Source organism: Myxococcus sp. MxC21-1, from assembly GCF_032612255.1.
GTDB classification, from domain to species: Bacteria; Myxococcota; Myxococcia; order Myxococcales; family Myxococcaceae; genus Myxococcus; species Myxococcus virescens.
The window spans coordinates 5,242,392-5,269,084 of record NZ_CP123278.1 but is presented as its reverse complement, the minus strand read 5'-3'; the positions used below and the strand labels follow the sequence as shown (position 1 = coordinate 5,269,084).

Here is a 26,693-nt window from a genome sequence, read left to right as displayed (position 1 = left end):
GCACGCCCTCCGCACACCCGACTTCACAGCCCCATCCGCTCGTCCCCGGTCTTGAGCCGGGCCCCCTTCCATCCGTACACGGTGTCCTTGCCGATCCGGTGGTTCCTGAGCTTCCCCAGGCGACGGGTGAGGTACTCGCGGAACCGCTGCTTCTGGGTTTTCTCCCAGCTCCGGGGAGCCTCGTACTGCATGAGGTCCGTAACGTCCGTTCCCTTGAGCACCGCCTCGGGCTGGAAGACCAGGTGGCGGCTTGCGAACGCCTCCAGCTCTGCCTCGCCGGCTGCCACCATTTGATCGCGGACCCGGACCAGCCCCGGCGTCAGAGGCACGTCTCCCCCTTTCGGGCACACCCGCTTGTACGCCTCCTGGCAGGCCCACATGAAATGGGGCAGTTCGGCCATGACTCCATTCTCGAAGCCGGAATCGGTGATGGACCCCTTGTCCTCACGGTCCCCGAACTGGAGCGGGAAGACCCGCGAGAGGTCAGCGCGCTGGCTCGTGATCTCCATCATGTGGTTCGTGTTGCTCCACCACCGGGTCGTGTTCGGGGCGTTGTACTGCTCCCCGCCCTTCTCATCGACGGGAAGAGCATCGCCGCCGGTGAGGCCGCGCAGTCGCTCGTCTTCGAGGAGTCGGGACCTCTTCGACTCCAGGATGGCGCAGAAGTACTTGCCGACGAGCGGCACGGCCCAGTGCTTGTTGGCGCTGTTGAACGTCCCATCGCCGACCGCGTAGGCCACACTGTAACCGCCGGACATGCCGCCGAATGCGGATGCCACGAGCTTCGCCAGCGTGCCCTTGCCGTTGCCACCCTCGCCGCAGCAGACGGCAACCTGGCGGCTGGCCTGGAGCTGGAAGATGCCACCGATGAGCGCCAGGGCGGCATCCCGGCTCTCCTGGGTCAGCGGAACTTCCATCCCCTCCGCGTCGATTTCTCGGAGCCGCGCGAGGATGCGCTCGGTGTGGGGGAGGGGGCCCTGCGCCGCGTCCGGCATGATCCACCTGGTGAGCCCGTCTTCGTCTGAGCGACTGATCGGACTGACCACCTGGGCGGCATTCCTGAGCTTGAAGCGCTTCACGTCGTAGCTGAAGCTGACGACTTCGGGTTCATCGCCCAACTCTTCGGTCCACCACCGGAAGCACGTGCGCTCCATGGCTTGGTCAGGGTTGTCGTTGGGCACAGGCTTGACCAGCCGCGCGCCCTCGCGGGTCATCACCTTGGACGCTTCGGGGCCGAGGCTGACGAGCACGTACTTGGTGGTGAGATGCGCCTGGAGTCGATCTCGCCGGTTCCGCGCGAGAGATTTTGGGTCGTAGGGGAGCAACAGCTCCCGGGCACGCTCGGCGTCCACGCACTTCACCACCCAGGCGCGGAGCGCTGCCTCCGCGTCCTCGGCGCACTCCTTACGAGCCCTCAGCTCCCGGAAGTACTCCCAGGCGACGGTCACCACGTCCGGCCCACGTAGACTGCGCAGCCACTGGCCACAGGAATCCAGAGAGTTCAGCGACACGACCAGCGGGCGGAGCACGTCCCATGGATCCTCCCCCTTGTTGGCGAGCAGGAACGAATCCAGCGCCCCCTTGGTCTTGTCGCCCTGCGGGAAGAGGATGAACTCCGGCTCGACACCAACGCACAGCTTCGCCGAGACCATCGAACCAGCCAACGACCGCCGGACGGACTCCTTGGTGACGATGTCCGCGTCGAACGCCCACAGCCCCCGCGCGCCGTCGAGCATGTCCAGGATCCGGATGTCCAGCTCGTACCGGCCGTGACCGCCAGCCAGCAGGTCTGAGACGCGCTCCGTCTTCCCACTGCCGCCCTGCGTGACAGAGGCGAGGACCACCACGGGCATTCCCAGAGCCCAGGCCACGGCGCCCTTCTTGAACCCCTCCGTGACGAGAACCGGGCGGCCCTGGACATCTCCTCGGAAGTCGATGAATGCGCAGGCGCCGACCGCGCTTCGGTGCCAGACGTACCCGCGCTTCGGGGGAGTCGGGTTCTCCACCCAGCGGTAGTGCCGGCCGGCGCCGCTGTCATCAGGCAGGCCAGGCTGCCTCTCGTACCGCCCCCAGGTACCGCAGAGGAGCTTGAGTTGAGGGACGCGCTTGATGACGGTCTCTTGGAGCTTCTCGTGGTCGCACTTGTCCTCGCCGCAGTCTTCCGCGCAGAAGCCCTCGGGCACCAGCGTCGTCCACCAGCAGACCATGGCGATGGCGTCCTCGCTGACCTGCCAGCGCAGCTTGCGGATGTGGTCCGCGCCGATGATCTCCACGCAGGGCTGCCCCTTGGCATCGCGGAGGGCGAGGAGCTTGCGGGCCACGTCGAGGTCTTCGGGGCAGACGCCAGCGTCCGGCGCGGCCAAGCTGGGGCAGCGATCAGGGCCATCCGACCAGTAGTCGTGGCCGACCTCCCGGAGTTCGTGGTCCAGCACGACCGCAGGGTCGAGGACGAACTCGTGCTCGCTGCTGCTGGTCCAGCGCCCCTTCTTGCTCCTCCACCAGCGGAGCTGCATGGAGCGCTCATCCGTCTCCCTGGGCAGGCACAGCAGCGAGTCGCTCCCAGGCTCGCAGTGGGCGCCTTCGGATTGGGAGCCTTCCTCGCCGTCGGCGTCGCTGCTGGCATCTCCCGTCTGCGCCGGGGCATCCCACCCGATGGTGGTGGCCGGGTTGTCGTAGGTATCGAAGTCTTCCTTGGCCATGTCGCTGCTCCTGTGTTCCTCGGTACGTCCAGGCACGGACCAGGGCGGCTGGCGCCGCCGTGATCCGCTCCTACGGGTTGCTCTCGCTTCGGGCGATGAGCTTCCAGAGGGACTGCTCGACCAGCTCGCGCTTGGTCACGTGCCTTCGCTGCTGCTTCTGCTTCTCGTGGCGGTAGTCCTCGAACGCCTCGGCCAGTTCCGTGCTGAGGCGCACCAGGGTGGGCCGGACGTTTGGGGTGGGGCTGCTCTTCGGGGTCTGCGTGTCGTCCATGGGGTTCTCCTCGCGATTGCTCGGAACTGCGGAGCCTCACTGTCGATGTAACGAATCGCCCCGAGCCTCCTCGCCGAGGGAGGTCGTCTTGCCGATCAGCTCGACCTGGACGTGATCAGGACCGCGTGGTCCCGGTCAGGACGATCGGCCCGGCGTGGTGAACAGTTGCTCTCGCGACCTGCCGCCCAGCGCCGCCGACCTGCCGCAGCGGCGGTAGCAATCTTGAGGGGGATGCCGAAGATCACCGACCAGCTTCGGGCCGAGGCGGTGGCCGAGTACCTGCGTGGGACCACGACACAGGAGGAGTTCTGCACTGCCTTTCAGTCGCGGACCGGCCATCCTCTGTCTCCGAGAACCCTGCGATCGTGGACCGCCCGCTTCGACTCTGGCGGTCGTGTCGATGCGCGCGTGCAGGCTCTACTGGCTGAAGCGCTCGACCAGGTGCGGGCCCTGGAAGCGCGTCTCCAGGCAGTGCTGGACCAGTTCGACGGCGTAGTCGCCGCACCCGTGCCGGACCGGCACGTGGGCGCCAGCCACGCGGGCCTGCCGCCCGCTGTCGCATTGGCAGGTCCGTTGGAGGCGTCTGCCCTCGTGGTCACGCCCTCACGGGCTGCGGCTGCTGAGCTGTCGCTCGGCAGCAAGGGTGGCGCCACCACCGAAGAACCGGCCGCGAAGTTCACTTGGGACTGGGATTGACTGCACAGGCCGTCGCTCACCACCAGGGACCTAGCTTCGCGCTTGGCCCCGCAGGTCGAGATGTGCCCGCAATGTGGTGCGCCTTGAGCTGGGCGATCTACAGCCGTTCCTTGGCGGCACCATCACGAGTCGAGGCTCGGAGAACTACAAGTGGTCTCAGAATTGGGCGAGCAGGCAAGGGGGCGATGCTCAGGCCGCTGATCGACATGGAGGGGATGGCCATGTTCGAAGCTGACCGGTGGACCTGACTGATGAACAGTGGAGCCTGATTGAGCCGCTACTCCCCGCGAGGAAGCTGAAGCGGGAGGACCGGCCTGGGCGAACGCCCACGCCCTCACGGGCGCTGTGGGGCGGCATCCTGTGGATTCTGCGCACCGGGGCCCAATGGAGCGAGCTGCCGCGGGAGAAGTATCCGCCCTACAAAACGGTCCACCGCTGGTTTCAGGGCTGGGTAAGGGACGGTACCTTCCGCGCCGTCCTGCGAGCCTTGGCCCTGGACCTCAAAGAGCGCGGAGGATTCAACCTGGAGGAAGGCTTCGTCGACGCGTTCTTCGCCTCGGCGAAAAAAGGGGGCCCTGCGTCGGGAAAACGAAGCGGGGCAAAGGGACGAAGGTCATGGCAGCTGCAGACGGCGCTGGTCTTCCTCTCGCCATTGGCGCGGCAAGCGCTTCTCCCCACGAAACCAAGCTCCTCGAAGCTACGCTCGACGAGAGCCTCATCGACGAGCTTCCCGAGCGGCTCATCGGCGACAAGGCCTATGACGCTGACAAACTCGACGAGCGGCTGTGGCACCAGCGGGGAGTGAAGCTGATTGCCCCGCACCGTCGAGGGCGCAAGACGAAGACTCAGGATGAACGTGAGCTGCGTCGATACCGCCGCCGCTGGAAGGTAGAGCGGCTTTTCGCCTGGCTTCAGAACTTCCGTCGTCTCGTCACCCGCTACGAGGTGAAGGTGGAGAACTTCCTCGGCTTCCTCCACCTCGGCTGCATCCTCATCCTCTTGAGGCAATTCTGAGATCACCTCTAGTCCTCTGACCGGGAGGAGATTAACGCGCGGCCCGCCGCGTGTTGCCCAGGTATGAGGGCGCACGCACGAAGTCAGGGACTGAAGCTGAAGCAGACGGACAGGGGAGCGCTGGAGGCGCTGACACGGCGTGGGCGCGAGTCCGTGCGGGTGTTGAAGCGCGCACGGGTGCTTCAGCTTCTTTCCGAAGGCTGGACGGTGGTGGGAACGGCCGAGGCCGTGGGCGTTACGCAGACTACGGTGCGTACGCTGCGACGACGCTATCGAGATGAAGGATTGAATGCGGCACTCCATGAGAGACCGCGCCCTGGTGCGGCACGACTTCTGACGGAGAGGCAGGCCAGCGAGGTAGTGGCCATGGTATGCGCGTCGCCGCCGGAGGGCCGCGCCCGCTGGACGGTGCGCCTCATTGCCCAGGAGGCGGTGCGCAGGGGGTTGGTTGCGAAGGTGGGGCGGGAGACTGTGCGCGAGTTGCTCCTGCGTCATGATTTGAAGCCTTGGCGGGAAAAAAATGTGGTGCGTGCCCGAGCTGAACGCCCAGTACATCGAGCGCATGGAGGACGTGCTGGAGTTGTACGCGCGGCCGCTGTGCCCGGATGAGCCCGTCGTCTGCTTCGATGAGAGGCCCGTGCAATTGCTGGAGTGGGTACGTCCTGCTTCTTCGGCCTGTCCTGGACGTGAGGCACGCCAGGACTACGCCTACTTTCGCTGTGGCACCGCCAATCTCTTCTGCGCCGTGGAACCCAAGGCAGGCTGGCACTTCGTGAAGGCCACAGCCAACCGAAAGAGCGAGGCATTCGCCGAGGCGTTGCACGACATCGCCAGTCACTACCCGGACGCGAAGACCATACACCTGGTGCTCGACAACCTCAGCACCCACTCCTGCCGTGCTCTTGAGGTACGATACGGGATGCGAGCAGGTCGTCGACTCTGGCGCCGCTTCACTGTGCATTTCACGCCTGTGCACGGCAGTTGGCTCAATCAGGCGGAGGTAGAAATTTCGCTACTCTCCCGTCAATGCCTGGGCAAGCGGCGCATCCCCACCCTCGACAAGCTCGACCAGGAAACGGACGCTTGGGAGCGGTGGGCTAACCGCCAGCGGCTCCGAATCCGCTGGCGGTTCACCATCCCCAAAGCCCGGGTGAGGTTCGGCTACGCCCCACCAAACTTCTCCCGGTCAGAGGACTAGCTACTACGACCGTTGCGCCAACGGGAGGCATAAGCCGCCTGTGCTCCTGCCAGAGCGATGATGAGGTAGTGGAACAGCGTGAACTTCGCCGTGACCTCACGTACCGGACAGAGCAGTTCGGGAGCAGGGTGAGCACGTGAAGAGCGACCATCCGGATGGAGCCCTGGATTGCACCTGCGAACGACCTCCCTGTACTTCGAGAAGCGGAAGGTCGCGGCATGCAAATGCCGGGGCAGGAAGCACGTGGGCCCGAAGTTCGGGACCCGTACCTGTCATGGGCAATACCGGCGCCCGGCGGTGGACCTGCGCATTGCCCGGTGGCAGAAGCGGCACCGTTGGGGCCGATTCCGCATGGGCGGGGATGACCTCGTGGCCTCCCACGTGGGGGATGGTTCTTGATGAGCGCCTCAATGTTGGGACTTCGGGGCTTCCTCATGGCTGTCGCGCAGCGGCGCCCCCTGCGATCGGCATTAATAGGGGTAGGCGAGGCTCATCAGGTTGATACGCCAAGTCGGGAGGTACAGATGTCCCCGGTGGTCCGGAATTCCGGCCTCATTAGAAGATCATGAGCGGGTGGGGACGGCGTAAGAGTGTCCGGCTACGCTCGGATGGGGTACAAGCCAGCTCCGATGGGGTCACCTTTGAACGAGCAGCGCGAAGCTGAGGTTGCACCCACCATCGCGCGTTCATCATCGCCAGCTCTGGCCTACGGCCCGGCTCGGTTGGAGGATCTCCGGGAGCAGGCGCGGGCCCTCGCGGAGTCTGTGCCGCCCAGCCTGCGTCTTGGCTATGCTCGAATGTTCTGTGGCGCCATCATGTCCAGGTACTGGTCTGTACTGCGTCCACGGCCCCGACAGGCCCTCCGCCCTTGGGCGGGCGACCAGAAGCCACTAAAGGGCTACGCGCTCGATGTTGCTGCGGCCATCGCGGAGGCAGCGGCCGAACGAGATGCGGATGACGCCAGCTACCTAGTGGGCCGGGTCTACGCCACGATGCTGCCTGAAGACTTCCGGGCACAGAACGGCGTCTACTACACGCCGCCGGAGGTCGTTCGGCGGCTCCTGGATACCGTTGAGGCAGCCGGAATCAACTGGGGCACTGCGTCCGTTCTCGACCCAGCTTGCGGCGGCGGAGCCTTTCTGGGGCCAGTGCTGCGTCGAATGGCACCGAGTCTGCGAGGCAGTGACCGGCGCATCGTCATGAGGCAACTTCAGCGCCGGCTGCGCGGATTCGAACTCGACCCATTCTCTGCGTGGATGTCGGCGGTCTTCGTAGATGTGACCCTCTGTGAAGAGCTAGGGATCGCCGCCGACGAGGACCTCCGTCTCATCGAGGTAACGGATAGTCTGAATCGCCTAGCCGCGTCCGAGTTCGACCTGATCATCGGCAACCCGCCGTATGGTCGGGTGAAGTTGGCTCCGAGTATCCGGAAGCGGTTCGCTCGAAGCCTCTACGGCCATGCGAACCTCTACGGGCTCTTCTTGGACCTTGCCGTGGACCTTGCGAAGCCGGAGGCACTGATTGCCTACGTGACACCCACCGGGTTTCTCTGCGGCGAGTACTTCAAGAACCTCCGGTCGCTACTTGCAGCAAGCGCTCCGCCCGTAGCGCTGGAGTTCATTTCGGAGCGCGAGGGCGTCTTCGATGATGTGCTTCAGGAGACGCTGCTAGTCGTGTTCCGGAAGGGGGGCGCAGTAGTAGGTTCGCCAGAGGTTCGTTTTGTAGAGGTGGCGGACGAGAAGATCAAGGTCACCAGCGCGGGGGCGGTGGGGCTTCCGCCGTCAGCAGAGCTGCCGTGGATCGTGCCCCGTGCTCCAGCAACGGTCGGACTTGCTGAACAAATGCGCTCCATGAGCACCCGGCTCGCGGACTGGGGGTATGCCGTTAGGACGGGACCACTGGTCTGGAATCGGTACAAGGACCAGCTCCGCCAGCGACAAGTGCCAAGTGCAGTGCCCTTGATCTGGGCAGAGGCTGTTGGACCAGATGGAACCTTCGCCTTCAGGGCCGCTAGGCGGAACCATGCTCCGTTCTTCTTGCTCAAGGAAGGCGACGATGCGCTGGTGGTCCGCAGCCCCTGCGTTCTTCTCCAGCGGACGACCTCGAAGGAACAGGCACGCAGACTTGTGGCCGCTCAGCTCCCCGCCGCGTTCTTAGCCGAGCATGGCGCCATTACGGTTGAGAACCACCTGAACATGATCGTGCCCATCGTCGAGTCGCCCCCTGTGGACACGAAGACGCTCGCGGCCTTTCTGAACAGCGAAATCGCGGACCGCGCCTTCAGGTGCATCAGTGGAACGGTAGCGGTCTCCGCTTACGAACTCGAAGCGATGCCACTGCCGTCAGCCTGGGCCATGAAGGTGCTGACCCAACTTTTGGACGGGCCTCATCGGCGCGATGAGATCAACAAGGTTTGCGCCCGGCTCTATGGTGAGAAATGACGACCAAGCTCCCGCCTTACATCTCCCGCGAACTCGTCCTCGCACGGCTCCAGAGGATCTTTCCTGAGGGCCTTCCGAACCGAAACTACCTAGTACGGGATCTGGCAGGCGCTACGGTTTTCGCGATGCTCTACGTCGGCGCCGTGGAAGGATCCGGGCGATACGTGGCCCCGAAGCACGTCTACCGGATGGGCGACGAGCAGGCAGCGATGGCGAGTGATGCCGCCCGGGTCGAATACGGCAGTGAGGTACAGGCTCCTGGCTTTGTTCCTCGAGGGCAGTCCTGGTACGCGGACAACACACGGGAGCCGATCCGCGATGAAACCCTCCGCCAAGGGTTGGTTGCCGTTGGCGCGGCCGTTGTACGCCAGGACGTACCCACCACATCGCCGGTGCCACGTCACGCCTTGGCCGCGCACTTTGTGGCGCTCTTCAACCCTGCGCTCCAAGGCGAGGAACTGGAGAGGACCATCCAGGACTGGCGGTCGAAGCACTTGTCGAAGGCTGCCTTGACGAAGATCGCACTGACTCAAGCCGGGGTGGGAGGGAGCACCACGGACGTGCCGGTGCAGTTTCCGAACAACGCCGTTCGACACTTGTCTCCAGGGCCGAGTTCAGTCATCGCCAAAGCGGTGGTCGAAGAGTTCGCGCCTCGATTCCTGAATAAGCCATCGGTCTTGTGGATGAGCGAGAGCGCTAAGAAGGTCGTCGCGCAGGATGACCTGTTGGCGAGGAAGATCGGCATCAACATCAATCAGCAGAAGAACCTGCCGGACATCATCCTGGTGGACCTCGGGGACCCCACTCTGCTGGTGTTCGCCGAGGTCGTCGCCACAGATGGGCCAGTAACGGAGACGCGGCGGGCGGAACTCCTGGCTCTAGCGACGAGCGCCGGTTTCATTGAGGCAGACGTTGCCTTCGTGACCGCATTCCTGAGCCGGAGCGTACCGGCGTTCCGGAAGGCGCTCGAATCGGTCGCGTGGAACTCGTTCGTCTGGGTTGCCACTGAGCCAGGCTCGCTCATCGCAATGGTGGGTGCCGCTGAGCCGCCGATGAAGCTCAACGCGCTCCTGTCGCTCGGCAGTTACAAAAGCTGACCGTGTAATCGAGCGACCGGGGAGCCGAAGGAGACGGCATCGTTGATGCCGAGGTCGCCAGGGAGAGTGCTCCAAAACGCCCGGAGATCCTCTTCCTTTTCTTTCGTAAACTGGCTGCCCACTTGGGCCCAGCCATGGGATGCCCAGATGGCACGGCGGATCTTCTCGGCCCGTTCAAGGGTCAGGGTGAAGCATCGTTGCGGGATTGGCTGCTTGGGCATCGCACTCCTCCAGGACCAACAAGACCTGGGCGATTGCAGCCCTGGGCACGGTACCGACAGCGGATGGAACACGTGAATCCGGCGGTGCCGCTCACCGCCGGGGGGCTCTGCGCTGGGATTCAGCCCCAGCACGGTCAACGCTGTCTCCACTTGCACCGCCACGGCCCGCAGTTCGGCTTGAGCCTGAAGCAGATCCAGCCGCGCCTGAGCGCGGCGGTCCCGGATAGCGGCGGTCCGACACTAGGCCGAGCATTACTGGGTGCTCCGCTTCTTCTTCCCGACCTGGGGCAGCGGAACCCGGGCTGCTGCATTCCGGCGCCGGAGGACTGGGGGCGTTGGGCTGGCTTGGGGTCGCTGGGGGCTGCACGCCTGCTGAACGGCTCGGCGAGGCTTCTCATTAGGGGGCATCTCCCCTGAGGTGGGAGAGGGGGGCTTAGCGCGGTGGCGCTCTATCGACCCTCGGCTAAGCACGTCCCGCTGGTACCCACCTTGTACCCACTCTTGCGGCCACCCGTGGACGCCCCTGGACACAAAAAACCCCCGGAACCTTAACGATTCCGAGGGCTTCCATGTGGCCAGGGTCAGACTTGAACTGACTACCTGCGGATTATGAGACCGCCGCTCTAACCAGGTGAGCTACCTGGCCGTAAGTGGGATGCAACCTACGGCTTTTACTGCGGAACTTCTACTGCCTTCCTACCTGCTCGCCCGGTGTCCGTGCAACAGCTTTGGCGACGGGGCGGGTACTTCGCGCTTCGGGGCGGCTCTATACCACATGGCGGGCGGAGGGCAACGGGAACGAAGCGCAGGGGGACCGGACGCTGTCCAATGGCGAAGCTGACGAAGTCCGATTGGGCCGACGTAGGTCAGGAAGCCGCCCGCCCACAACGGACTGGACGTCAGCGGAAGCTCCCGCCAGGGCGCTGATGCCGCAGCATGAAGCACTCTTTCTTCGTGCTCCTGAAGCAAGGCCTGACTTCTCTGGAGTTCAATGGATTCCTCTCCTCGAGATGGGGAGCGATGACGCGGAGAAGAGCATGACGCTGCGCTGGGGAGCGGTTGTGCTGCTGATGGTGGGCACAGGTTGTGCCACCTCGCGGGTGGTGCGCCTGGACACAGGCGAGGGCCGGCGCGTCCTCTACACGCCGCGCGCGGACGCGGCGCCCGTCGAGTTGGACGAGGACGAGTTCGCGGAGGCGGTCCAGAAGATGGCGCGCACCGCGCCTCTGTCCTCTCGGCCAAGGGAGGCGGCGTTGCGGCTCTTCGGCCTGGACGTGCCCCGCGCGTACTCCCCTGTGCGAGGGCGCCTGGGACTGGTCTCCGTCGAAGATCCGCAGCGGGGCCGGCTTCTCATCACCGAGGAACCGGACGCGGAAATGGAGTTGGCGAGCGCCTACGGACGTTGGTGCCAGCGCCTGAAGAAGCCCCGGGACTGCCTGCATCTGTTGGACGAGGACGTCATCCTGGACGAGGAGGGCAAGCGCACCCTGGCCTTCCGTCTGGCCCTGGATTCGGTCTGGGACGAAACGGCCGAGGCGCTGGGAGAGCTGACGGACAAGGAATCGATGGTGACGATGCTCGCCACGACGGGAGCCGTCTATTTCGCCTTGTGGCTGGTACCCGAGCCGCTGCTTTCGAAGGGCATCGCCGCGACGCTGACGGTGGCGCTCATCGCCTACCTGGGGTGGGACACGGTGTGGAGCCTCGTCCAGGGCTGGAGGGTTCTTGCGAAGGAGGTGGAGGCGGCAACCACGTTCGATGAGATACAGGCCGCGGGAGAGAAGTACGGGAGGGTCATGGGACAGAACGTCGCGCGGGCGTTCGTCATGCTCGCGATGGCGGCCCTGGGTAGCACGGCGCAGACGCTGGCGGCGCGTATCCCCACGCTCCCCGGCTCCGCGCAAGCCTCGCTGGTGGGGGCGGGGCAGGGCGGCTTCCGGCTGGCGGCAGCAGGGCAGGTCACCTCCGTGGCGGTGGCACCGGGAGGTGTCATCACCATCGCACTGGACCCGGAGGCTGTCGCGGAGACGGCACGAGGCACGCGCGTCGTGGCGTCCGAGCCGTTGGCGACCGCTGCCCACGAGCACCACATCGCCACGAACAAGTGGTGGGACGCCACAAATCTGGGCGGCCCGTGGTCACCCAGGTTCCAGAAACTCTTCGACCGGGCCGGCATGTCACTCAATGCTGCGGCCAACAAGGTCCGCGTGCCGGGCCATAAAGGGCCCCACCCGCAGAAGTATCATGAAGAAATCTACGAGCGGCTGGAGGATGCAATGGAGGGCTGCCGAAGCATCCAGCGATGCAGAGAGGCGCTCGTTGGAGAGCTTCAGGTCCTGGCCAAGGAGATCACCAAGCAAGGCTCCCGGCTCAATGCTCTGGTCACTCGGAACTGACGCACAGGAAGACCCATGACGATGCGATACTTCAAGCTCTCCGATGACATGAGTCTCCAGGGGCGCTGGCTGCTGGGAGACCCTACAGATTCGCAGGGCCAGGAGGTTGATGACCCATGGCAGTTCAAGGCTGGATGCCCCGTCCACGTTGAAGCGCGACTCAAGATCCCCACCTACCACCCAGGGAGCCCTCTCGATTATTCCCTGGCAGGTGTTGGGAACACTCCCATCGTTCACAAGCGGGTTGCGAGCATCTTCGCGGAGCTGGCGCCTGACGACGTGCAGCTCCTTCCGATTGACGTCGACGGACAGTCCGAGCCGTACTGCATCCTCGTCGCTACTCAGCTCATCCGGTGCATCGACGACAACACCTCGGAGGAGGTGCGGTACTGGAAGCCGGAGGATGGGCGGCCTGAGAAGGTCGGGAAATACCGCGGTGTGTCGGGCATGCGAATCGACCCGACGAAGGTGGGGGGCGCGAAGGTGTTCCGGACCTGGGGATGGACCATCGCGCTCATCGTGTCCGAGGACATCAAGAATGCGCTGGAGCGTGCGCGCGTCACAGGGGCGAAGTTCGAGGAGGTCACCGGACCGAGCGCCATCAGCCAGGAGGAGCGCGAACACAACCGGAAGCTCCTGGCGCTTCGGGACCAGACGGACGCGGCCCGCGAAGCCTTCTGGCGTACCCTGGGGAAGCTGGACGAGGAGGCCATCATCCCCATCGTCGTCGGTGGTGGCTGGCCCGCTCGGCGCCAGGTCTGGCGCGTCATCCACCGCGCTGAGGCTCGCACCCTGCTGGTGACGGACGGGTTGTCGGACTTCTTCGCGGACCGCGCGGAGCCGTCCGTGGGCTTCGGCCTGGAACTGGCCCTGGAGACGGACGAGCCCCTCGGAGATGTCGAGACGAGCTGGCCCCTGCTGCTCCTGGAGCGGGTGGGGAACGAGCTCGCGGAACACGAGAGCGTGCGCGAGAAGGTGATGGCGGGCTTCCTTTCCATGGAGGTCGCTGGCCAGGGCATGCCCGAGCCTCTTTTGACAAGGGAGGGCAGGGCGGGGGTGTTGTTGGGCATGGCGTCGAGCACGCTGCCTGGCCATTTCGCCATGCCGGCCGGAGAGGTGCGACTGGTCACAGTCAAAGTGCTGATGCCCGTGGAGCTGGCGTACCTGCTGGATAACGGGAAGCAGGGTCGTGACGAGCTGCTGCGGCGCTTCGTCGAGGAAGGCCAAGAGCATTTGTCTCGCGCGTGGCGCAAGCCCGTCGTGTGACAACCTCATCCAGGGATGACGTGAGTCATGGCGCCTTTCCCCCGTGCAGCTCTGGGCCGTCACGCCACAGCGCTCAGGACCGTCGGCGAAGGTGCGCCACGCCATCGACGCCATCGGAACCTGTCAACGCGAGTGAGACAGTGAGTTCGAGAGATTACTGCGTAGCTTTCAGTGAGGCGGAGAGCCGCGCGGGGTCGTTTATCCAGACGGAGGTAGGCGGTGCCTTCGGCATGGGAGCACCGCGAGGGAAGCGCTCAGGGTGAGCGGCGTAGGCAGCGGCGAGCACCGCAGCGCGGGCCGCGAGGCGCTCGGCCGCCGTGCCAAGGTGCACGTCGTAGGGTGTCAACAGGCCGAGGCCGCCGTGGTGGTGCTCGTTGTTGTACCAACCGAAGAAGTCACTGAAGTGGCCGCGAGCGTCCTGGATGCAGCCGAAGGCCTCGGGAAAGTCAGGCCGGTACTTCATCGTTTTGAAGTGGGCCTCGCTGAAGGGGTTGTCGTTGGAAACGTAAGGCCGCGAGTGCGTCTTCGTCACGCCCAGGTCGGCCATCAGCAAGGCCACCGGCTTGGACGTCATGGAGGAGCCTCGGTCGGCATGAATCGTCAACTGGCCGGGTACTACGCCCTGGCGCTCGCACGTCAGCGCCAGCAGCTTCTTCGCCAGGGTGGCCGACTCGCGGTGGGCCACCATCCACCCGACGACGTAGCGGCTGAAGACGTCCAGGACGACGTAGAGGTAGAAGTACGTCCACTTCGACGGGCCGTGCAGCTTCGTAATGTCCCAGCTCCAGAGTTCATTGGGCTTCGTCGCGTGCAATTGGGGCACCGGGTGGTTCGGGTGGCGCAGCTGGTTGCGGCGCTCACGCACCTGGTGATTCTCAGCGAGCACCCGGTACATGGTGCGCTCGGAGCACAGGTAGCGCCCCTCATCGAGCAACTGCGCGTAGACTTCCGCTGGCGCCGCATCCTGGAATCTCGGCTCATGCAGCGCCGCGAGCACCTCGGCCCGCTGCTCGGGGGCCAGCGCCCGCGGTGAGCGGCTTCGGCGCGCCGGCCCGTGCTTGGGCCGTGCTCGTCGGTAGTAGGTGGCACGCGGCAGTCCCAGTGCCTGGCACACCGGCGCCACGCCCAGTTCGCTCACCGCTTCCAGGGCCACGCCCATCAAAGCTCCTCGTCGGGCTTCGGCAGCTCCACTCCCAGGATTTCCGATACTTTTTTGGAGGTCCAGCAGGGCCTCGGCGCGCTTGAGGCGCACCTGGGCACGGGCCAGTTGCTTCTCCAGTTCGGCGACGCGTCGGGCGCTCGCATCGGGAACCTTCGCCGGTGGGCCTCGCTTCTTCGGGCTGCGGGCTGACAGCTCTCCCGCTTCGCGCTGGCGTCGCCACGCGCTCAGCAGCGACGAGTACAGCCCTTCGCGGCGCAGCAGCGCCCCAACCTCACCGGGCTGCGTGCAACGGTCTGCCTCCGCCAGCACCCGCAGCTTGTACTCCGCCGTGAAGCCTCGTCGCCTCGCCTTCTCCTCCACCTCGGTCTCCCGGACCCGAGCCTCTTCCACCACTGCGCTCATCGTTCCTGCCTGGGTCGCCCTGCACACTAAACTGCTGGGTACGAACTGTCTCACTCACGTTGGCAGAGAGGGCATCCGCACGTACCTGTGGCCGCAGCCCAGCATCTTCGCCTGATTCGTGCCGCGACCCGGTGGTGCCTACCGGAACGGCGGTTCGGGCTGCTTCGCGAACCACTGCTTCGCGTTCATCAAATGCAGGTCCTGTCCGCCGGGTTTGAATTCGATTCCGCCGGTGAGGGCGCCCAGGGTCGCCAGGAGCGCGCCCTGCAGCTCTCCGCCTGCGAGGTCCAGGTGTCCTCTCAGGGAGAAGCCCTCTCCGTTCGCCTGGAGTTCGCGCAGCTGGAGCCCGCCCTCGTCAATCTGCACCCGACCCGTCACCGTGACGTCCCGGATGTTGAGCAGGGACGTCAGGAAGCGCGGCAGATTCTTCGCGGACGTGAGCAGCGCGGCGACAGGCTGTGTGTCCGTGAGCTTGCTGGCGAAGCGCGCCGACAGCACTGTCGGAGACAGGGACAGTCGGGCCTGGGGTAGGGTGAAGACGCCGCTCCAAGCGCGGATGGGCACGGGGCCATTCGTGGACACGTTCGTCAGCCGGAGCGTCGTCCCTGTCAGTGTCAGGGACTTCGTGTCCCACGACATGTTCCGGGCGTCCACGTCCGCCTCGGCACGCAACAGAACCTTGACGCTTCCCATGCGTCCGGAGACGAGGTCGGAGTCCACGCTCAGCCGCAGCGAGTCCTGAGCCTTCGCGGACTTCGACCGCTCCCGGCTCTGCACCGTCATGAACCCGGAGTCGATTTCCATCGTCCTCGCCAGCCAGGGATTGAGCATCCTCAAGTCCAGCGGCCGGCTCCTGGCTACGCGGAGGTCCGGCTCCAGCTCCCAGTCCGACTGCTCCGCGCTGCGACGCGCGAGGACGGTGAGGGTGATTTCAGGGACCTCTGCACCCGTGTCTTCGGGCCCGGACACCCGCACGGGCGCGAAGGTGAGCGTTGCCGTCCCTTTCCGCGTGTCCGGGCTCTCCGAAGCCAGCGAGGCCTTGAGTGCCCAGGGCGCACGCGCTCGGATGGGACCGGCCCGCACGTTCAACTCCTGGCCCCGGACGTCAATGCGGCTGTCATCGGCCAGCCCGCCGTCTTTGAGGTGGAGGTCCAGGTCCACCTTTCCTTCGCCCCCTTTCACGGAGACGGCGTTGTTCGACCCCAGGTGCTCGTTCAGCCAGTCCAGTGGGAGCAGCTCCATCTGGCTCGTCACCTGTGCGCTGAGCGCCCGTGAGAGGTCCCAGCCCTGGTCTTCCGTGAAGGGGACCTCGAGCTGTGCCTTCGCCTCCAGGCGCTCCAGCCGGGTGACAGGTTTCCGGTCGAACTCCATGGCACCGGAGACCACGCGAATCGAAGGCGTCTCGGCGTGGATGCGCTCCCGGCCCTTGATGTCCAGCGAGCCTTGCACGTCCAGGTTCCCCACGAAGCGGACCCGGCCGAAGTCCAACTCGCGAACCTCGTGGACCGTTACGTCGGCCAGTTGGATGACCCACGGGCGGTAGTCCGGGCCCGGTGGCGGTTCCTTCTCGATGCCGAATGACGGTTCAATCCGGAAGCGCGCGCCATGCCCGTCGATGCGCTGCACGTCCACGCGTTTGCGCAGCAGGGCGGTCAGCGACACGTTGGCCTCCAACGCGTCCATGTTCACCTGCCACCACTGGTTTTGATTCTGCTGGGTCAGCGTGAAGTCGCGGAGGTGGAGCTGTCCGAAAGGCCAGAGCCACCACGCGCGCTTCCAGGCGAGCTCAGTCCGGCTGGTGGACTGGCGCATGATGGCTTGAACGGCGCCCAGGTTGAGCGCCACGTTGATGGAGACTTCCAGCACCACGAGTGCGCCCAGGGTCCACGCGACGGCGCGCGGCCACCGTTTCTTGCGAGGGGCTGTGTCCTGGGCCGTTGGCGGCGGGATGAGCGTCATGTCGCGGGTACCCGGTGGGATGTCCAGCGGAGCGGCGTGAGCCGTTCCCGGAAGGCGCGGGTGCTGTCTCCCGCCTCCCTCCGGATGCCTCAGCCGCCGCGCGCATACAAGGTGCGAGCAGGCCCGCGAGTCCGATTCGCTGCTGGAGTGTCCGCGGGTGAGCCGATACCAGAGATCCAGGTTCGGGACTGGGAAGTACGGAGGATTGATGGAAGGCTCGGAGCATGGGCTTGGCGCCGCGGCAGCACCTCGACCGCGCTTCACGAAAGGTTCCTCGCCGTGCATCTGCTGTACGCCTTCGGGCTTTTCGTTCTCACCGCGGTGGCCGAGGTGGTGGGCTGCTATCTGCCCTACCTCTGGCTCCGTCAGGGGAAGTCGCCCCTGCTCCTCGTGCCCGCGGCGGGGAGCCTCGCGGCCTTCGCGTGGCTTTTGACGCTGCACCCGACAGGCGCGGCCCGCACCTATGCGGCTTACGGCGGGGTGTACATCGCCGTGGCGCTCGTCTGGCTGTGGCTCGTGGAAGGGGAGCGGCCCACGACGTGGGACCTCGTGGGCGCGCTCGTCGCCATCCTGGGAATGGCCATCATCGTGCTCGGCCCTCGCAGGTAGCGAGGGTCTGCTTCATCACGCCGCACGGGACGGACTACGCGGCCCAGCGCTGGAGGCTGCCCTCCACGTACTTCGCCCGGCAGGCGCGCCGCTGGACCTTGCCACTGGACGTCTTGAGGACCTCGCCCTGCTGGAGCAGGACAACCTCGTGGACGTCCACCGAGTGCGCGGCGGCCACGGCCTGCCGGATGGTCTTCTGGAGCGCGCTCGCGTCCAGGGCCTGGGCACCGTCGCCCTGTTCAAAGGGCACGAAGCGGGCGCTGACCTCCACCAGCACCACCAGCCGCTCGCCCTCCGGATGGTCGACGGAGAACGCCACCGAGCAGCCAGGACGGAGCGCCGGGTGCTGGCTCTCGGCCGTCAGCTCGAGATCCTGTGGGTAGTGGTTCCGGCCGTCGACGATGATGAGGTCCTTGATGCGGCCGGTGACATACAGCTCGCCGTCAATCATGAAGCCCAAATCGCCGGTACGCAGGAAGGGACCTTCCTCGCTGCCCTGGATGCGCGCCTGGAAGGTCTCCGCGTTCGTCTCCTCGCGTCCCCAATAGCCGTGAGTGACGTGGGGACCGGCCGTCCAGATTTCGCCTACCTCGCCCGGTGCGCACGCCACCAGCGTCTCTGGATTCACGATGCGGATGAGGCTGTCACCCCAGCTCCGCCCGGAGCTGACGAGCGTCCGCGCGGACGGGCCCGGCGGTGCGGACACGGCGCGGTTCTGCTCGAGCGCCGCCGAGTCCACGGTGAGGTGGCGCGGCAGCTCGGAGGTGATGCCTCCCGACACGAAGAGCGTCGCCTCCGCGAGCCCATAGCAGGGATAGAAGGCCTCCCGGCGGAAGCCGGCGGGCGCGAAGGTGTCCGCGAACTCCGCCAGCGTCTCCGCCCGCACGGGCTCCGCGCCATTGAAGGCGACGCGCCACGAACTCAGGTCCAACGAAGCGAGCTGCTCCGGCTTCACCTTTCGCGTGCAGAGCGCGTAGGCGAAGTTGGGCCCGCCGCTCGTCGTCGCACGGTACTTCGTGATGGTGTTCAGCCAGCGGATGGGGCGCTGCAGGAAGGACCACGGGGACATCACGATGGAGTGCGCGCCCAGGTACATCGGCTGGAGCACCGCGCCGATGAGCCCCATGTCGTGGTACAGCGGCAGCCAGCCGCATATCGTCGGCGGGTCGTCGTGGCTGAAGCCCTGCCGGATCATCTCCTCGTTCGACATCAGGTTCCGGTGCAGCACCATCACGCCCTTGGGTGTCGACGTGGAGCCTGACGTGTACTGGAGGAAGGCCAGCGTGTCGCCGGTGATGGCGGGGCGCTTCCAGCCATCCTCCAGCCCTTCCTCCAGCGCGTCCGTGGCAATCCAGAGGATGTCCTTCAGGACGGGGTACGCCTCGGCCAGCGCGTTCACGCTCTCCAGGATTTCGCGCGTGGTGAGCGCGAAGCGCGGCTTCGCATCCTGGAGGATGGAGAGGATGCGCGTGACGGCCTGGAGCTGTGCGGGAGGATAGGCTGGCACCGCGGCCACGCCGGCGTACAGGCTGCCGAAGAACGCCGCGATGTAGTCGAGCCCCGGTGGATACAGCAGCAGCGCTCGCTCGCCAGCGCCCTTGTGCTCTTGCAGCGCCGCGGCAATGGCGCGGGCCTGGCGATCCAACTCGCCATAGGTCCAGGTGGTCTCCTGGCCTTCACCATCCTGGAGGAACGTATATGCGCGGGCCTCGGTCTGGTTCGAGGCGCGCCAGCGCAGCAGGTCGGTCAGGGTCTGCACGGAACGGCTGGGACTCGGCATGGCGGGTCTCCTTGGGAAGTCGTGGGAAGAGGGGAGGGTTCAGGGGCTCGCCGCGGGTTCGGCGGAAGGCGCGTCCTGTAGGGGCGCCTCCAGCTCACGCAGCGGGCGGTAGAGCGTGGACAGCAGCGTCATGAGGACCGCCAGCACGCCCGCGATGAGGAACATCAAGGCGATGCCTCGGCCCGGGCCCTCGCCGACGAACGCACCCAGCAGGGGGACGAGCTTTCCTCCCGAGGCCATGGCGGGTTCGAAAACGTGGTCCGCCAGCGGCCCGGCGATCGTGTACGCCAGCGGCAACATGGCCCCGGTGATGGTGCTGGTGAAAGCGAAGACACGGCCGCGCAGCGCGAGGGGAACGATGCGCTGGAGGAGCGTCTGGCTGGAGCCGTTGATGATGGGGAGGCCGAAGAAGAACGCGAAGGCGACACCGGCCAGCACGGGAACGGAGGTGGCCAGCCCGACGCAGATGAGCGCGAGTCCACAGGTGAGCTGGAACCCGAGCAAGCCATTCACCAGTCGCTTGGGGCCGCCCCAGGCGCTGATGACCAGGCTGCCCGCCAACATGCCCACGCCACCCGCGGTGGTGAGCGCGCCCAGGGTGCGCACGTCCGCGAAGGACAGGACCAGCGGGGTGACGAGGACCTCGACCGTGCCGGTCAGGAAGTTGCTGGCCGCGAGGAAGCCAATGAGCGCCAGGAGTCCTGGGGTGGCGCGCAGGTAGGCACCGCCAGCCCGAATCGCCTCGAGCAGCGGCACCCGCTCCTCACCGGACGACGACACGAGGTGCTCCCGGGGGATTCGCGCCAGGAGCAGGGGCAGCGCGCCGAGCACGAGCGTCGTCGCATCGATGAGCAGGATGCCCTTGAGTTCGATGAGCTCCATCAGGGTGGCACTCAACATGGGTGCCACCAGTTGAGAGAACGCGAGCCCGACCTGCACCAATCCGTTGGCCCGACCCAGATGCTGCGGTGGCACCACCGTGGAGACGAGCACGGAGAAGGCCGGCTGTTGGAACGCGCTGGCCGTCGACACCACGGCGGTCGTGACGTAGGCGTGCCAGGGTTGGAGCAAGCCATTGAACAGCAACAGTGCCAGCACGAGGCTCGACAGGCCGGCGGCCGCGTCGCTGAGCACCAGCACCCAGCGGCGGTTCCAGCGGTCCACGAGCGCTCCGGCCACCGGCCCGAGAAGGATGGCGGGCAGCGTCGCGGAGAGCATGACCAGCGCGTACTGCGTCACGTCGCCCGTCGTCTTGTACGTCCAGACGCCGAGCGCGAAGCTCGTCAGCCCCGAGCCCAGCAGTGACAGGACCTGTCCCAGCCAGATGACGACGGCGGACTTCATGGGGAAGGACGGCGCCGCCGTCATCGAATGGCTCCGGCCCGGACGAGGCCCTGGCGCACGTGCTCCGCCAGCACCTGGACGTGCGGCGCGGCCAGCATCGTCATGTGGTCTCCTGGCACCGTCACGGGCGTGACGGCCGTGGAGGCGTGGCGGCCCCAGCCCCAGCTCGGGTCGTCCGCGAAGGACTCGGGGACGATGCCGTCTTCCTCGTGCCGCTCCTGGGCCCGGAAGAGGGCGACGGGAATGGGGAGCGTGTCCCGAGGGACGTAGTCAATCTCGTACGCGGCCTTGTAGACGTCGATGAACCCTTGGACCTGCTGGCTGTCCGCGCCGTCGGGGAGGAGTCCCGCCTGGACCAGCGTGCGGGTCAGGTACTCTCGGCGTGCTTCGGCAGACAACGGCCGGAGTGCCTCGGCGGAGATACCCAGGTCCACGCCGTAGAGACGGCCCGCCGTGCTCGCGACGGAGGCCATCCAGTCCGCGTCGTCGAACGGGGGCGCCTCGCTCGGCGAGGCTTCGTTCACCGGGACGGTGGTGTTGAGGATGCCCAGGAAGGCAATCGACTCGCCCTGCTTCCGGAGCTGTTGCGCCATCTCGAAGGCGACCCAGCTACCGAAGGAGTGGCCCAGCAGGTGGTATGGCCCCTGCGGTTGCACCTGCTTGAGCGCTTCGATGTAGCACGCGGCCATCTCCTCGACGGAGCGGTGCGGCTCCGCGCGTCCATCCAGCCCGCGTGCCTGGAAGGCATGCACCGGCAGGGTGGGGCCCAGTGCCTGGGCCAGCTCGCGAAGGTAGACGGCGTTTCCACCGGCGCCCGGGACGCAGAACAGGGCGGGGCGATTGGCTCCCGGCTGGAGCGTTACCAGCGGCGACCATGGCGCGGGCGACGCCTCTTCGTGAAGCGCCTTGGCGAGCTGCTCCAGCGCGGGGTTCTGGAAGAGGACCGACAGCGGAAGGGCGCGGCTGAACTGCTCACGGATTCGCACCATCAGCCGGACGGCCAACAGTGAATGGCCGCCCTGGTCGAAGAAGTTGTCGTGCACGCCAATGGGGCGCACTGCCAGCAGCTCCTCCCAGATGGCCGCGAGCCGGGTCTCCACCTCGTCGCGCGGAGCGACGAAGCCGTCCTGCGCGTCGCGGCGGACGCTCTCTGGTGCGGGCAGGGCCTTGCGGTCCACCTTGCCGTTGGGGGTGAGCGGGAAGGCGGCAAGGATGACGAAGGCCGCGGGCACCATGTACGGCGGCAGGTGCTTCTTGAGGTGCTGCCGTAAGTCATCGGCCGTGGCCACGTCTGGCGCAGTGAGCGTGAGATAGGCGACGAGCTGCTTATTGCCAGCGTCCTCGTGCACGAGCAGCTCCACGGCCTGGACCGCGGAGTGCTCCAGCAGCTTCGCCTTGATTTCATCCAGTTCGATGCGGTGGCCGCGAATCTTCACCTGCGTGTCGTTGCGGCCGATGAAGGCGAGGGTGCCGTCCTCCGTGTAACGGGCCAGGTCGCCTGTGCGGTACAGGCGGGCGCCCGGTGTGGCGCTGAAGGGATTGGGCACGAAGCGCTCGGCGGTCAGGTTCGACTGGCCCCAGTAGCCACGCGCGAGCCCGTCACCGCCCACGAAGAGTTCGCCCGAGATGCCGATGGGCACCGGCTGCATCGCGCTGTCCAGCAGGTACATCTGCGTGTTGGCGAAGGGCCGGCCGATGGGGACGATCTGCTCGCTGGGCGTGGGCTCGGGCTGTTCGAAGTACGTGCTGTCGATGGTGGCTTCGCTCAGGCCGTAGGAGCTCACCAGCCGTGTGTCCGGTCCGCACAGGCCGCGGAGCTGGTGGTACTCGCGCATGTCCCAGGTGTCCGAGCCGACGATGAGCAGGCGCATGAAGTCCAGCCGCAGGTCGTGCTCCTGGAGGTACCCCATCAGCAGCCGGACCACGGCGGGGACGAACTCGCCGCTGTCCACCTGCTCGCGCTGCATCAAGCCGTAGAGCTTCTCGGGCTCGAGCAGCCATTCGCGCGGGCAAAGCACCAGCGTCTTCCCTGAGCCGAGCGCCCGGGCGAGGTCGCCGGAGAACACGTCGAAGGAGAAGCTCGCCATCTGGAGGTGGGCGCGCAGCTCGGGCAGCCGGTAGTCCCGCTCCCAGGCGAGGTAGGCGTTGGCGAAGCTCCGGTGCGAAATCATCACGCCCTTGGGGCGGCCCGTAGAGCCTGACGTGTAGACCACGTAGGCGAGGTGCTCCGGGCTCGCGCCGCCCTCGGGCGTCGTCGTGGGCATCGCGGCGATGGCGTCCGCTTCCGTGTCGATGGCCATCACGGGGGGCAGTGGCGCGGACAGGAGGGACGCGAGTCCCTCTCGGGTGACGAGCACCGCGGGTCGGCTGTCCGCGAGCATCAGCGCCGTGCGCTCAGGCGGATACGACGGATCCAGCGGCACGTAGGCGCCGCCCGCCTTGAGGACGGCGAGCACCGCGACCACCATGTCCACGGAGCGGTCCAGGAAGACGCCGGTGATTCGCTCGGGCCCCACGCCCACGGAGCGCAGGTGGTGCGCCAGTTGGTTGGCCTTCGCGTTCAGCTGTGCATAGGTGAGCCGGCGTTCGGGGTCGGTGACGGCGATGGCGTCGGGTGTGCGCGCTGCGTGCGCCTCGATGAGGTGATGGATGCACGTGCCCGGCGGCACGTCCAGCCGGGCCTGGTTCCAGTCACGCAGGATGCGCTGACGCTCATTCGCCGGAAGCACCGGCAGCTCGATGAGCCGCTGTGCCGGGTTCGCGGCGATGCCCGCGAGCAGCGTCTGGAAGTGGGCGACCATCCGCTCGACGGTGGAGGCGTCGAAGAGGTCCCGGTTGTATTCCCAGATGCCTTGCAGGCCACCGGCCTCCTCGGAGAACCACAGCGTCAGGTCGAACTGCGCGAAGGCTTCACCCGAGACGCTGAAGGACTCCATGCGCAGCCCGCCCAGCTCGGCTGGGGGCGTGGGCGTGTTCTGGAGCACCAGCATCACCTGGAAGAAGGGGGAGTGGCTGGTGTCGCGCGACGGCGCCAGCTCCTCCAGCAGCTTCTCGAAGGGGATGTCCTGGTGCCCGTAAGCCCCCAGCGTCACGTCCACCACGCGCCGCAGCAGCTCCCGGAAGGTGGGATTGCCTTCGAGCCCCGTGCGCATGACGAGCGTGTTGAGGAAGAAGCCGATGAGCGGCTCCACCTCCGTCCGGTTCCGGTTCGCGATGTACGTGCCGACGCTGATGCGCGGCTCGCGCGTGTAGCGGTGGAGCAGCGTCTGGAGCGCTGCCAGCAGCACCATGTAGAGCGACGCCTTCTCCTGCGTCCCCAGCGTCTTCAGTTGCTGGGCCACTGCAGGGGCGACCTGGAAGCTCCGTTTGCCACCCGCGTAGGTGCGCACGCGCGGGCGTGGCCTGTCGGTGGGCAGCTTGAGTGCGCTGTCGCTTCCTTCGAGCTGCTGGCGCCAGTAGTCGAGCTGTGACGCCAGTACGTCGCCCTGCATCCATTGCTGCTGCCACGCCGCGAAGTCCGCGTACTGGAGCGGGAGCTCCGGCAGTGGTGACGGAATGTCCTGGGAGAAGGCGGCATAAAGCGCCGTCAGCTCCTGGACGAAGATGCCGGTGGACCAGCCGTCCGACACGATGTGGTGCACGACGAGCAGGAGGACGTGGTCCTCGTCGCCCATGCGCACCAGCCTCGCGTGGAGCAGCGGCCCCACCGCGAGGTCGAAGGACGTCCCCGCGAGCTGAAGCGCCAGCTCCTCGCACAGGGGCTCGCGCTGGGTGTCTGGCAGGTAGCTCAGGTCCAGCACGCCCAGCGACAGCGTCAGCTCCGGGAGGATGCGCTGGTGGGGTTCGCCGTCCTTCGCGACGAAGGTCGTGCGCAGCACCTCGTGGCGCCGGATGACCTCGTTCAGCGCACGCTCCAGGGCGGGGACGTGGAGCGGCCCGGTGAGGCGCACGAACTCCGGGATGTTGTAGGCGGGCGTCCCGGGCTCGAACTGGTCCAGGAACCAGAGCCGGCGCTGCGGGAAGGAGAGCGGCAGCGGCTGCTCCCGTGAGACGCGCGGGATGCCCGGCGTGCGTGCCTCTTCCTTCGGCGCGGCGACCACGTTCTGCTGTCGCAGCTTCTTGAGCACCGCCTCGCGCTTCTCCGGGGAGAGGCCCGCGAGCTTCTTGAGCAGGTCACTCATTCGTCCCCTCCAGGAGCTTCTCCAGGTCCGCGTCCGAAAGGTCGCCGACTTCCTCCATGGCGGAGGCCAGCGCGGCTTCATCCACGCCTTCCAACTGCGCGAGCACCACCTGCTCCGCCATCCCCGCGATGGTGGGGTGCTCGAAGAGGGCGCGCAGCGGCAGCGTCACCTGGAACATCGCGTTGGTGCGCGAGATGATCTGCGTGGCCAGCAGCGAGTGCCCGCCCACGTCGAAGAAGTCGTCCGTGACGCCCAGCGACGTCTGGCCCAGCACGTCCTTCCAGAGCGCGAGCAGGCTCGCCTCCGTCTCCGAGCGCGGTTCGACGAGCTGCTGCTCGCCCGTGCGCTGCGTTGCGTCCGGCGCAGGGAAGGCCTTGCGGTCCACCTTGCCGTTCGGACTCAGGGGAATGGACTCCAGGCGCACGAAGACGGCCGGCACCATGTAGTCGGGCAGTCTCTCCCTCAGGTGGTCGCGGAGCACCGCCGTGTCGCGAAGGTCCGAGCCCACCACGTAGGCGACGAGCCGACGGGGTGTCCCCGGGTCCTCGCGCAGCAGCACCACCGCGCCCTGGACGGCAGGGTGCTTGCCGAGCGCGGACTCGATTTCGCCCAGCTCGACGCGGAAGCCGCGCAGCTTCACCTGCGTGTCCGCCCGGCCGAGGAACTCCAGGTCGCCTCCCAGCAGGTACCGAGCCCGGTCTCCCGTTCGGTAGAGCCGCGCACCAGGCTCGGTGGCGAACGGGTCGGGGACGAAGCGCTCCGCGGTCAGGTCGGGGCGGTGGCAGTATCCGCGCGCCACGCCCTCGCCGCCGATGAAGAGCTCGCCCGCGATGCCGGCGGGCACCGGCTGCTGGTGCGCGTCCAACACGTAGAGGCGGTTGTTGGCGAAGGGCCGGCCAATGGGGACCAGCTGCGTGTCGCCGGGGCCCAGGTCGCCGCTTTCGAACCACGTGCTGTCGATGGTCGCCTCGCTGACGCCATACGAGTTGATGAGCCGCGTGTCGTCGCCGATGACGGCTTGGAGCCGGTGGTACTCGTTCACGTACCAGGCGTCGGAGCCGGCCACGAGCACGCGCATGAAGTCCAGCGTCTGACCCGTCTCCTCCAGGTGCTGGAGCAGCCCGCGCAGCACGGCGGGGACGAACTCGGCGCAGTCCACGGCCTGCTCCTTCATCAGCGCGAGCAGGCGGGGCGGTTCGAGCAGCCACTCCCGCGGGCAGAGCACCAGCTTGCCGCCCGAGCACAGCGCTCGGGACAGGTCTCCCGCGAACACGTCGAAGGAGAAGCTGGCCATCTGCAGGTGGCTGCGGCAGTGCTCCCTCAGCCCGTAGCTCCGCTCCCAGCCGAGGTACGCGTTGGTCCAGCTCCGGTGGGAGATCATCACGCCCTTGGGCGTGCCCGTGGAGCCGGAGGTGAAGACGACGTACGCCAGGCCGTCCAGCGTGTTGAGCCGCGTGGGGGCCTGGGTGGACTGCGCGGCGCGGGCTGGTGCCTCCGTGTCCAGCAGGTAGAGCGACACCTCCGGGTTGGCGAAGGTCTCCACCAGGGACTGCTGGGTGAGCAACAGGGAGAGCCGGGCCTCGGAGGCCATGCGCGCCAGTCGCTCGGCCGGGTAGGTGGGATCGAGCGGGACGTAGGCGCCGCCCGCCTTGAGGATGCCCAGCAGCGCCACCAGCAGCTCCGGCGTCCGCTCCAGGCACACGCCCACCAGCACTTCGGGGCCAATGCCCCGGGCGCGCAGGTGGTGCGCGAGCTGGTTCGCCTTCGCGTCGAGCTGCCCGTACGTGAGCGAGCCGCCTCCGGCGCGACCACGGCGACCGCGTCCGGCGTCCGCTGGGCCTGTGCCTCGAAGAGCTCGTGGAGGCACGCGCCCAGTCCAGGCACCTGCGTGTCGTTCCAGTCGAACAGCACCTCGCGACGGGCCTCCTGCGTGAGCAGCGACAGCTCCCACAGGTGC

Annotated in this window: 18 protein-coding genes and 1 tRNA gene; 9 read left to right on the top strand and 10 right to left on the bottom strand. The window is 66.8% G+C overall.

Going from position 1 to position 26,693, the window contains the following annotated elements:
* Positions 1-23: 23 nt before the first annotated feature.
* Entirely contained in the window at positions 24-2,699 is a 2,676-nt protein-coding gene (locus QEG98_RS23405) for a DUF5906 domain-containing protein (RefSeq protein WP_316562881.1), read from the bottom strand.
* A gap of 70 nt (positions 2,700-2,769) precedes the next feature.
* Positions 2,770-2,970, bottom strand: coding sequence for a hypothetical protein (locus tag QEG98_RS23400; RefSeq protein ID WP_316562880.1), 201 nt, complete (start codon positions 2,968-2,970; stop codon positions 2,770-2,772).
* Positions 2,971-3,201: 231 nt separating this feature from the next.
* Between QEG98_RS23400 and QEG98_RS23395 the strand changes: the two genes are divergently transcribed.
* The 6 genes from QEG98_RS23395 to QEG98_RS23375 all read left to right on the top strand — a co-directional run bounded on the left by QEG98_RS23395 (position 3,202) and on the right by QEG98_RS23375 (position 9,416).
* The gene (locus QEG98_RS23395; RefSeq protein WP_316562879.1) at positions 3,202-3,666 is read left to right on the top strand and encodes a helix-turn-helix domain-containing protein; all 465 of its coding nucleotides are present in this window, start codon (positions 3,202-3,204) and stop codon (positions 3,664-3,666) included.
* 238 nt (positions 3,667-3,904) lie between these two features.
* Positions 3,905-4,680, top strand: a protein-coding gene (locus QEG98_RS23390; protein ID WP_316562878.1) for an IS5 family transposase whose coding sequence is annotated in 2 segments (ribosomal slippage) — positions 3,905-4,256 and positions 4,256-4,680 — 777 coding nt in all. Because the reading frame shifts where the segments join, the coding sequence is not laid out codon by codon here.
* A gap of 63 nt (positions 4,681-4,743) precedes the next feature.
* Complete coding sequence (locus QEG98_RS42090) at positions 4,744-5,289, top strand: helix-turn-helix domain-containing protein (RefSeq protein WP_410477825.1); 546 nt, start codon at positions 4,744-4,746, stop codon at positions 5,287-5,289.
* Positions 5,210-5,878, top strand: coding sequence for an IS630 family transposase (locus QEG98_RS23385; protein ID WP_316562877.1), 669 nt, complete (start codon positions 5,210-5,212; stop codon positions 5,876-5,878). The genes QEG98_RS42090 and QEG98_RS23385 overlap by 80 nt, the downstream gene beginning before the upstream one ends.
* An 815-nt stretch (positions 5,879-6,693) precedes the next feature.
* Positions 6,694-8,319, top strand: coding sequence for a class I SAM-dependent DNA methyltransferase (locus tag QEG98_RS23380; protein WP_316562876.1), 1,626 nt, complete (start codon positions 6,694-6,696; stop codon positions 8,317-8,319).
* Complete coding sequence (locus QEG98_RS23375) at positions 8,316-9,416, top strand: BsuBI/PstI family type II restriction endonuclease (protein ID WP_316562875.1); 1,101 nt, start codon at positions 8,316-8,318, stop codon at positions 9,414-9,416. Before QEG98_RS23380 ends, QEG98_RS23375 begins: the two co-directional genes overlap by 4 nt.
* Here QEG98_RS23375 and QEG98_RS23370 read toward each other — a convergent pair.
* Together QEG98_RS23370 and QEG98_RS23365 are read right to left on the bottom strand one after the other, a co-directional pair.
* Entirely contained in the window at positions 9,404-9,637 is a 234-nt protein-coding gene (locus tag QEG98_RS23370; protein ID WP_316562874.1) for a hypothetical protein, read from the bottom strand. The two genes, QEG98_RS23375 and QEG98_RS23370, sit on opposite strands and share 13 nt — an antisense overlap.
* 572 nt (positions 9,638-10,209) lie before the next feature.
* Positions 10,210-10,283, bottom strand: a tRNA-Ile gene (locus QEG98_RS23365).
* Between the two features lie 364 nt (positions 10,284-10,647).
* Here QEG98_RS23365 and QEG98_RS23360 point away from each other — a divergent pair.
* The gene (locus tag QEG98_RS23360; RefSeq protein ID WP_316562873.1) at positions 10,648-12,033 is read left to right on the top strand and encodes an AHH domain-containing protein; all 1,386 of its coding nucleotides are present in this window, start codon (positions 10,648-10,650) and stop codon (positions 12,031-12,033) included.
* A 15-nt stretch (positions 12,034-12,048) separates the two neighbouring features.
* A complete protein-coding gene (locus QEG98_RS23355; protein ID WP_316562872.1) occupies positions 12,049-13,299 on the top strand; it encodes an imm11 family protein in 1,251 nt (416 codons plus the stop codon).
* A 154-nt stretch (positions 13,300-13,453) separates the two neighbouring features.
* Here QEG98_RS23355 and QEG98_RS23350 read toward each other — a convergent pair whose 3' ends face one another.
* Entirely contained in the window at positions 13,454-14,863 is a 1,410-nt protein-coding gene (locus tag QEG98_RS23350; RefSeq protein WP_316562871.1) for an IS3 family transposase, read from the bottom strand.
* Positions 14,864-15,001: 138 nt separating this feature from the next.
* Positions 15,002-16,822: a hypothetical protein gene (locus QEG98_RS23345; RefSeq protein WP_316562870.1), complete on the bottom strand. Its 1,821-nt coding sequence runs from the start codon at positions 16,820-16,822 to the stop codon at positions 15,002-15,004.
* 279 nt (positions 16,823-17,101) lie between these two features.
* Here QEG98_RS23345 and QEG98_RS23340 point away from each other — a divergent pair, with 279 nt between their 5' ends.
* Positions 17,102-17,431 carry a YnfA family protein gene (locus QEG98_RS23340; protein ID WP_090490820.1) on the top strand — a complete coding sequence of 110 codons (330 nt, stop codon included), beginning with the start codon at positions 17,102-17,104 and terminating at the stop codon, positions 17,429-17,431.
* 34 nt (positions 17,432-17,465) lie between these two features.
* Here QEG98_RS23340 and QEG98_RS23335 read toward each other — a convergent pair whose 3' ends face one another.
* Genes QEG98_RS23335 through QEG98_RS23320 form a run of 4 tightly spaced genes read right to left on the bottom strand, consistent with a single transcriptional unit; the run spans position 17,466 to position 26,603 of the window.
* Positions 17,466-19,211 carry a fatty acyl-AMP ligase gene (locus tag QEG98_RS23335; RefSeq protein WP_316562869.1) on the bottom strand — a complete coding sequence of 582 codons (1,746 nt, stop codon included), beginning with the start codon at positions 19,209-19,211 and terminating at the stop codon, positions 17,466-17,468.
* 39 nt (positions 19,212-19,250) lie between these two features.
* Entirely contained in the window at positions 19,251-20,555 is a 1,305-nt protein-coding gene (locus QEG98_RS23330; protein WP_316562868.1) for an MFS transporter, read from the bottom strand.
* Positions 20,556-20,575: 20 nt separating this feature from the next.
* Positions 20,576-24,736 (bottom strand): amino acid adenylation domain-containing protein, encoded by a 4,161-nt coding sequence (locus QEG98_RS23325; protein WP_316562867.1) that lies wholly within the window; start codon positions 24,734-24,736, stop codon positions 20,576-20,578.
* A complete protein-coding gene (locus QEG98_RS23320; protein WP_316562866.1) occupies positions 24,729-26,603 on the bottom strand; it encodes a non-ribosomal peptide synthetase in 1,875 nt (624 codons plus the stop codon). The genes QEG98_RS23325 and QEG98_RS23320 overlap by 8 nt, the downstream gene beginning before the upstream one ends.
* Positions 26,604-26,693 lie beyond the last annotated feature (90 nt).

What these genes read in the sequence shown, in the direction of transcription:
- QEG98_RS23375 (WP_316562875.1), top strand. Translation starts at nt 8,316, where the DNA reads ATGACGACCAAGCTCCCGCCTTACATCTCCCGCGAACTCGTCCTCGCA.
- QEG98_RS23325 (WP_316562867.1), bottom strand. Translation starts at nt 24,736, where the DNA reads ATGAGTGACCTGCTCAAGAAGCTCGCGGGCCTCTCCCCGGAGAAGCGC.
- QEG98_RS23400 (WP_316562880.1), bottom strand. Translation starts at nt 2,970, where the DNA reads ATGGACGACACGCAGACCCCGAAGAGCAGCCCCACCCCAAACGTCCGG.
- QEG98_RS23370 (WP_316562874.1), bottom strand. Translation starts at nt 9,637, where the DNA reads ATGCCCAAGCAGCCAATCCCGCAACGATGCTTCACCCTGACCCTTGAA.
- QEG98_RS23395 (WP_316562879.1), top strand. Translation starts at nt 3,202, where the DNA reads ATGCCGAAGATCACCGACCAGCTTCGGGCCGAGGCGGTGGCCGAGTAC.
- QEG98_RS23405 (WP_316562881.1), bottom strand. Translation starts at nt 2,699, where the DNA reads ATGGCCAAGGAAGACTTCGATACCTACGACAACCCGGCCACCACCATC.
- QEG98_RS23350 (WP_316562871.1), bottom strand. Translation starts at nt 14,863, where the DNA reads ATGAGCGCAGTGGTGGAAGAGGCTCGGGTCCGGGAGACCGAGGTGGAG.
- QEG98_RS23345 (WP_316562870.1), bottom strand. Translation starts at nt 16,822, where the DNA reads ATGACGCTCATCCCGCCGCCAACGGCCCAGGACACAGCCCCTCGCAAG.
- QEG98_RS42090 (WP_410477825.1), top strand. Translation starts at nt 4,744, where the DNA reads ATGAGGGCGCACGCACGAAGTCAGGGACTGAAGCTGAAGCAGACGGAC.
- QEG98_RS23355 (WP_316562872.1), top strand. Translation starts at nt 12,049, where the DNA reads ATGACGATGCGATACTTCAAGCTCTCCGATGACATGAGTCTCCAGGGG.
- QEG98_RS23360 (WP_316562873.1), top strand. Translation starts at nt 10,648, where the DNA reads ATGGGGAGCGATGACGCGGAGAAGAGCATGACGCTGCGCTGGGGAGCG.
- QEG98_RS23330 (WP_316562868.1), bottom strand. Translation starts at nt 20,555, where the DNA reads ATGAAGTCCGCCGTCGTCATCTGGCTGGGACAGGTCCTGTCACTGCTG.
- QEG98_RS23380 (WP_316562876.1), top strand. Translation starts at nt 6,694, where the DNA reads ATGTCCAGGTACTGGTCTGTACTGCGTCCACGGCCCCGACAGGCCCTC.
- QEG98_RS23335 (WP_316562869.1), bottom strand. Translation starts at nt 19,211, where the DNA reads ATGCCGAGTCCCAGCCGTTCCGTGCAGACCCTGACCGACCTGCTGCGC.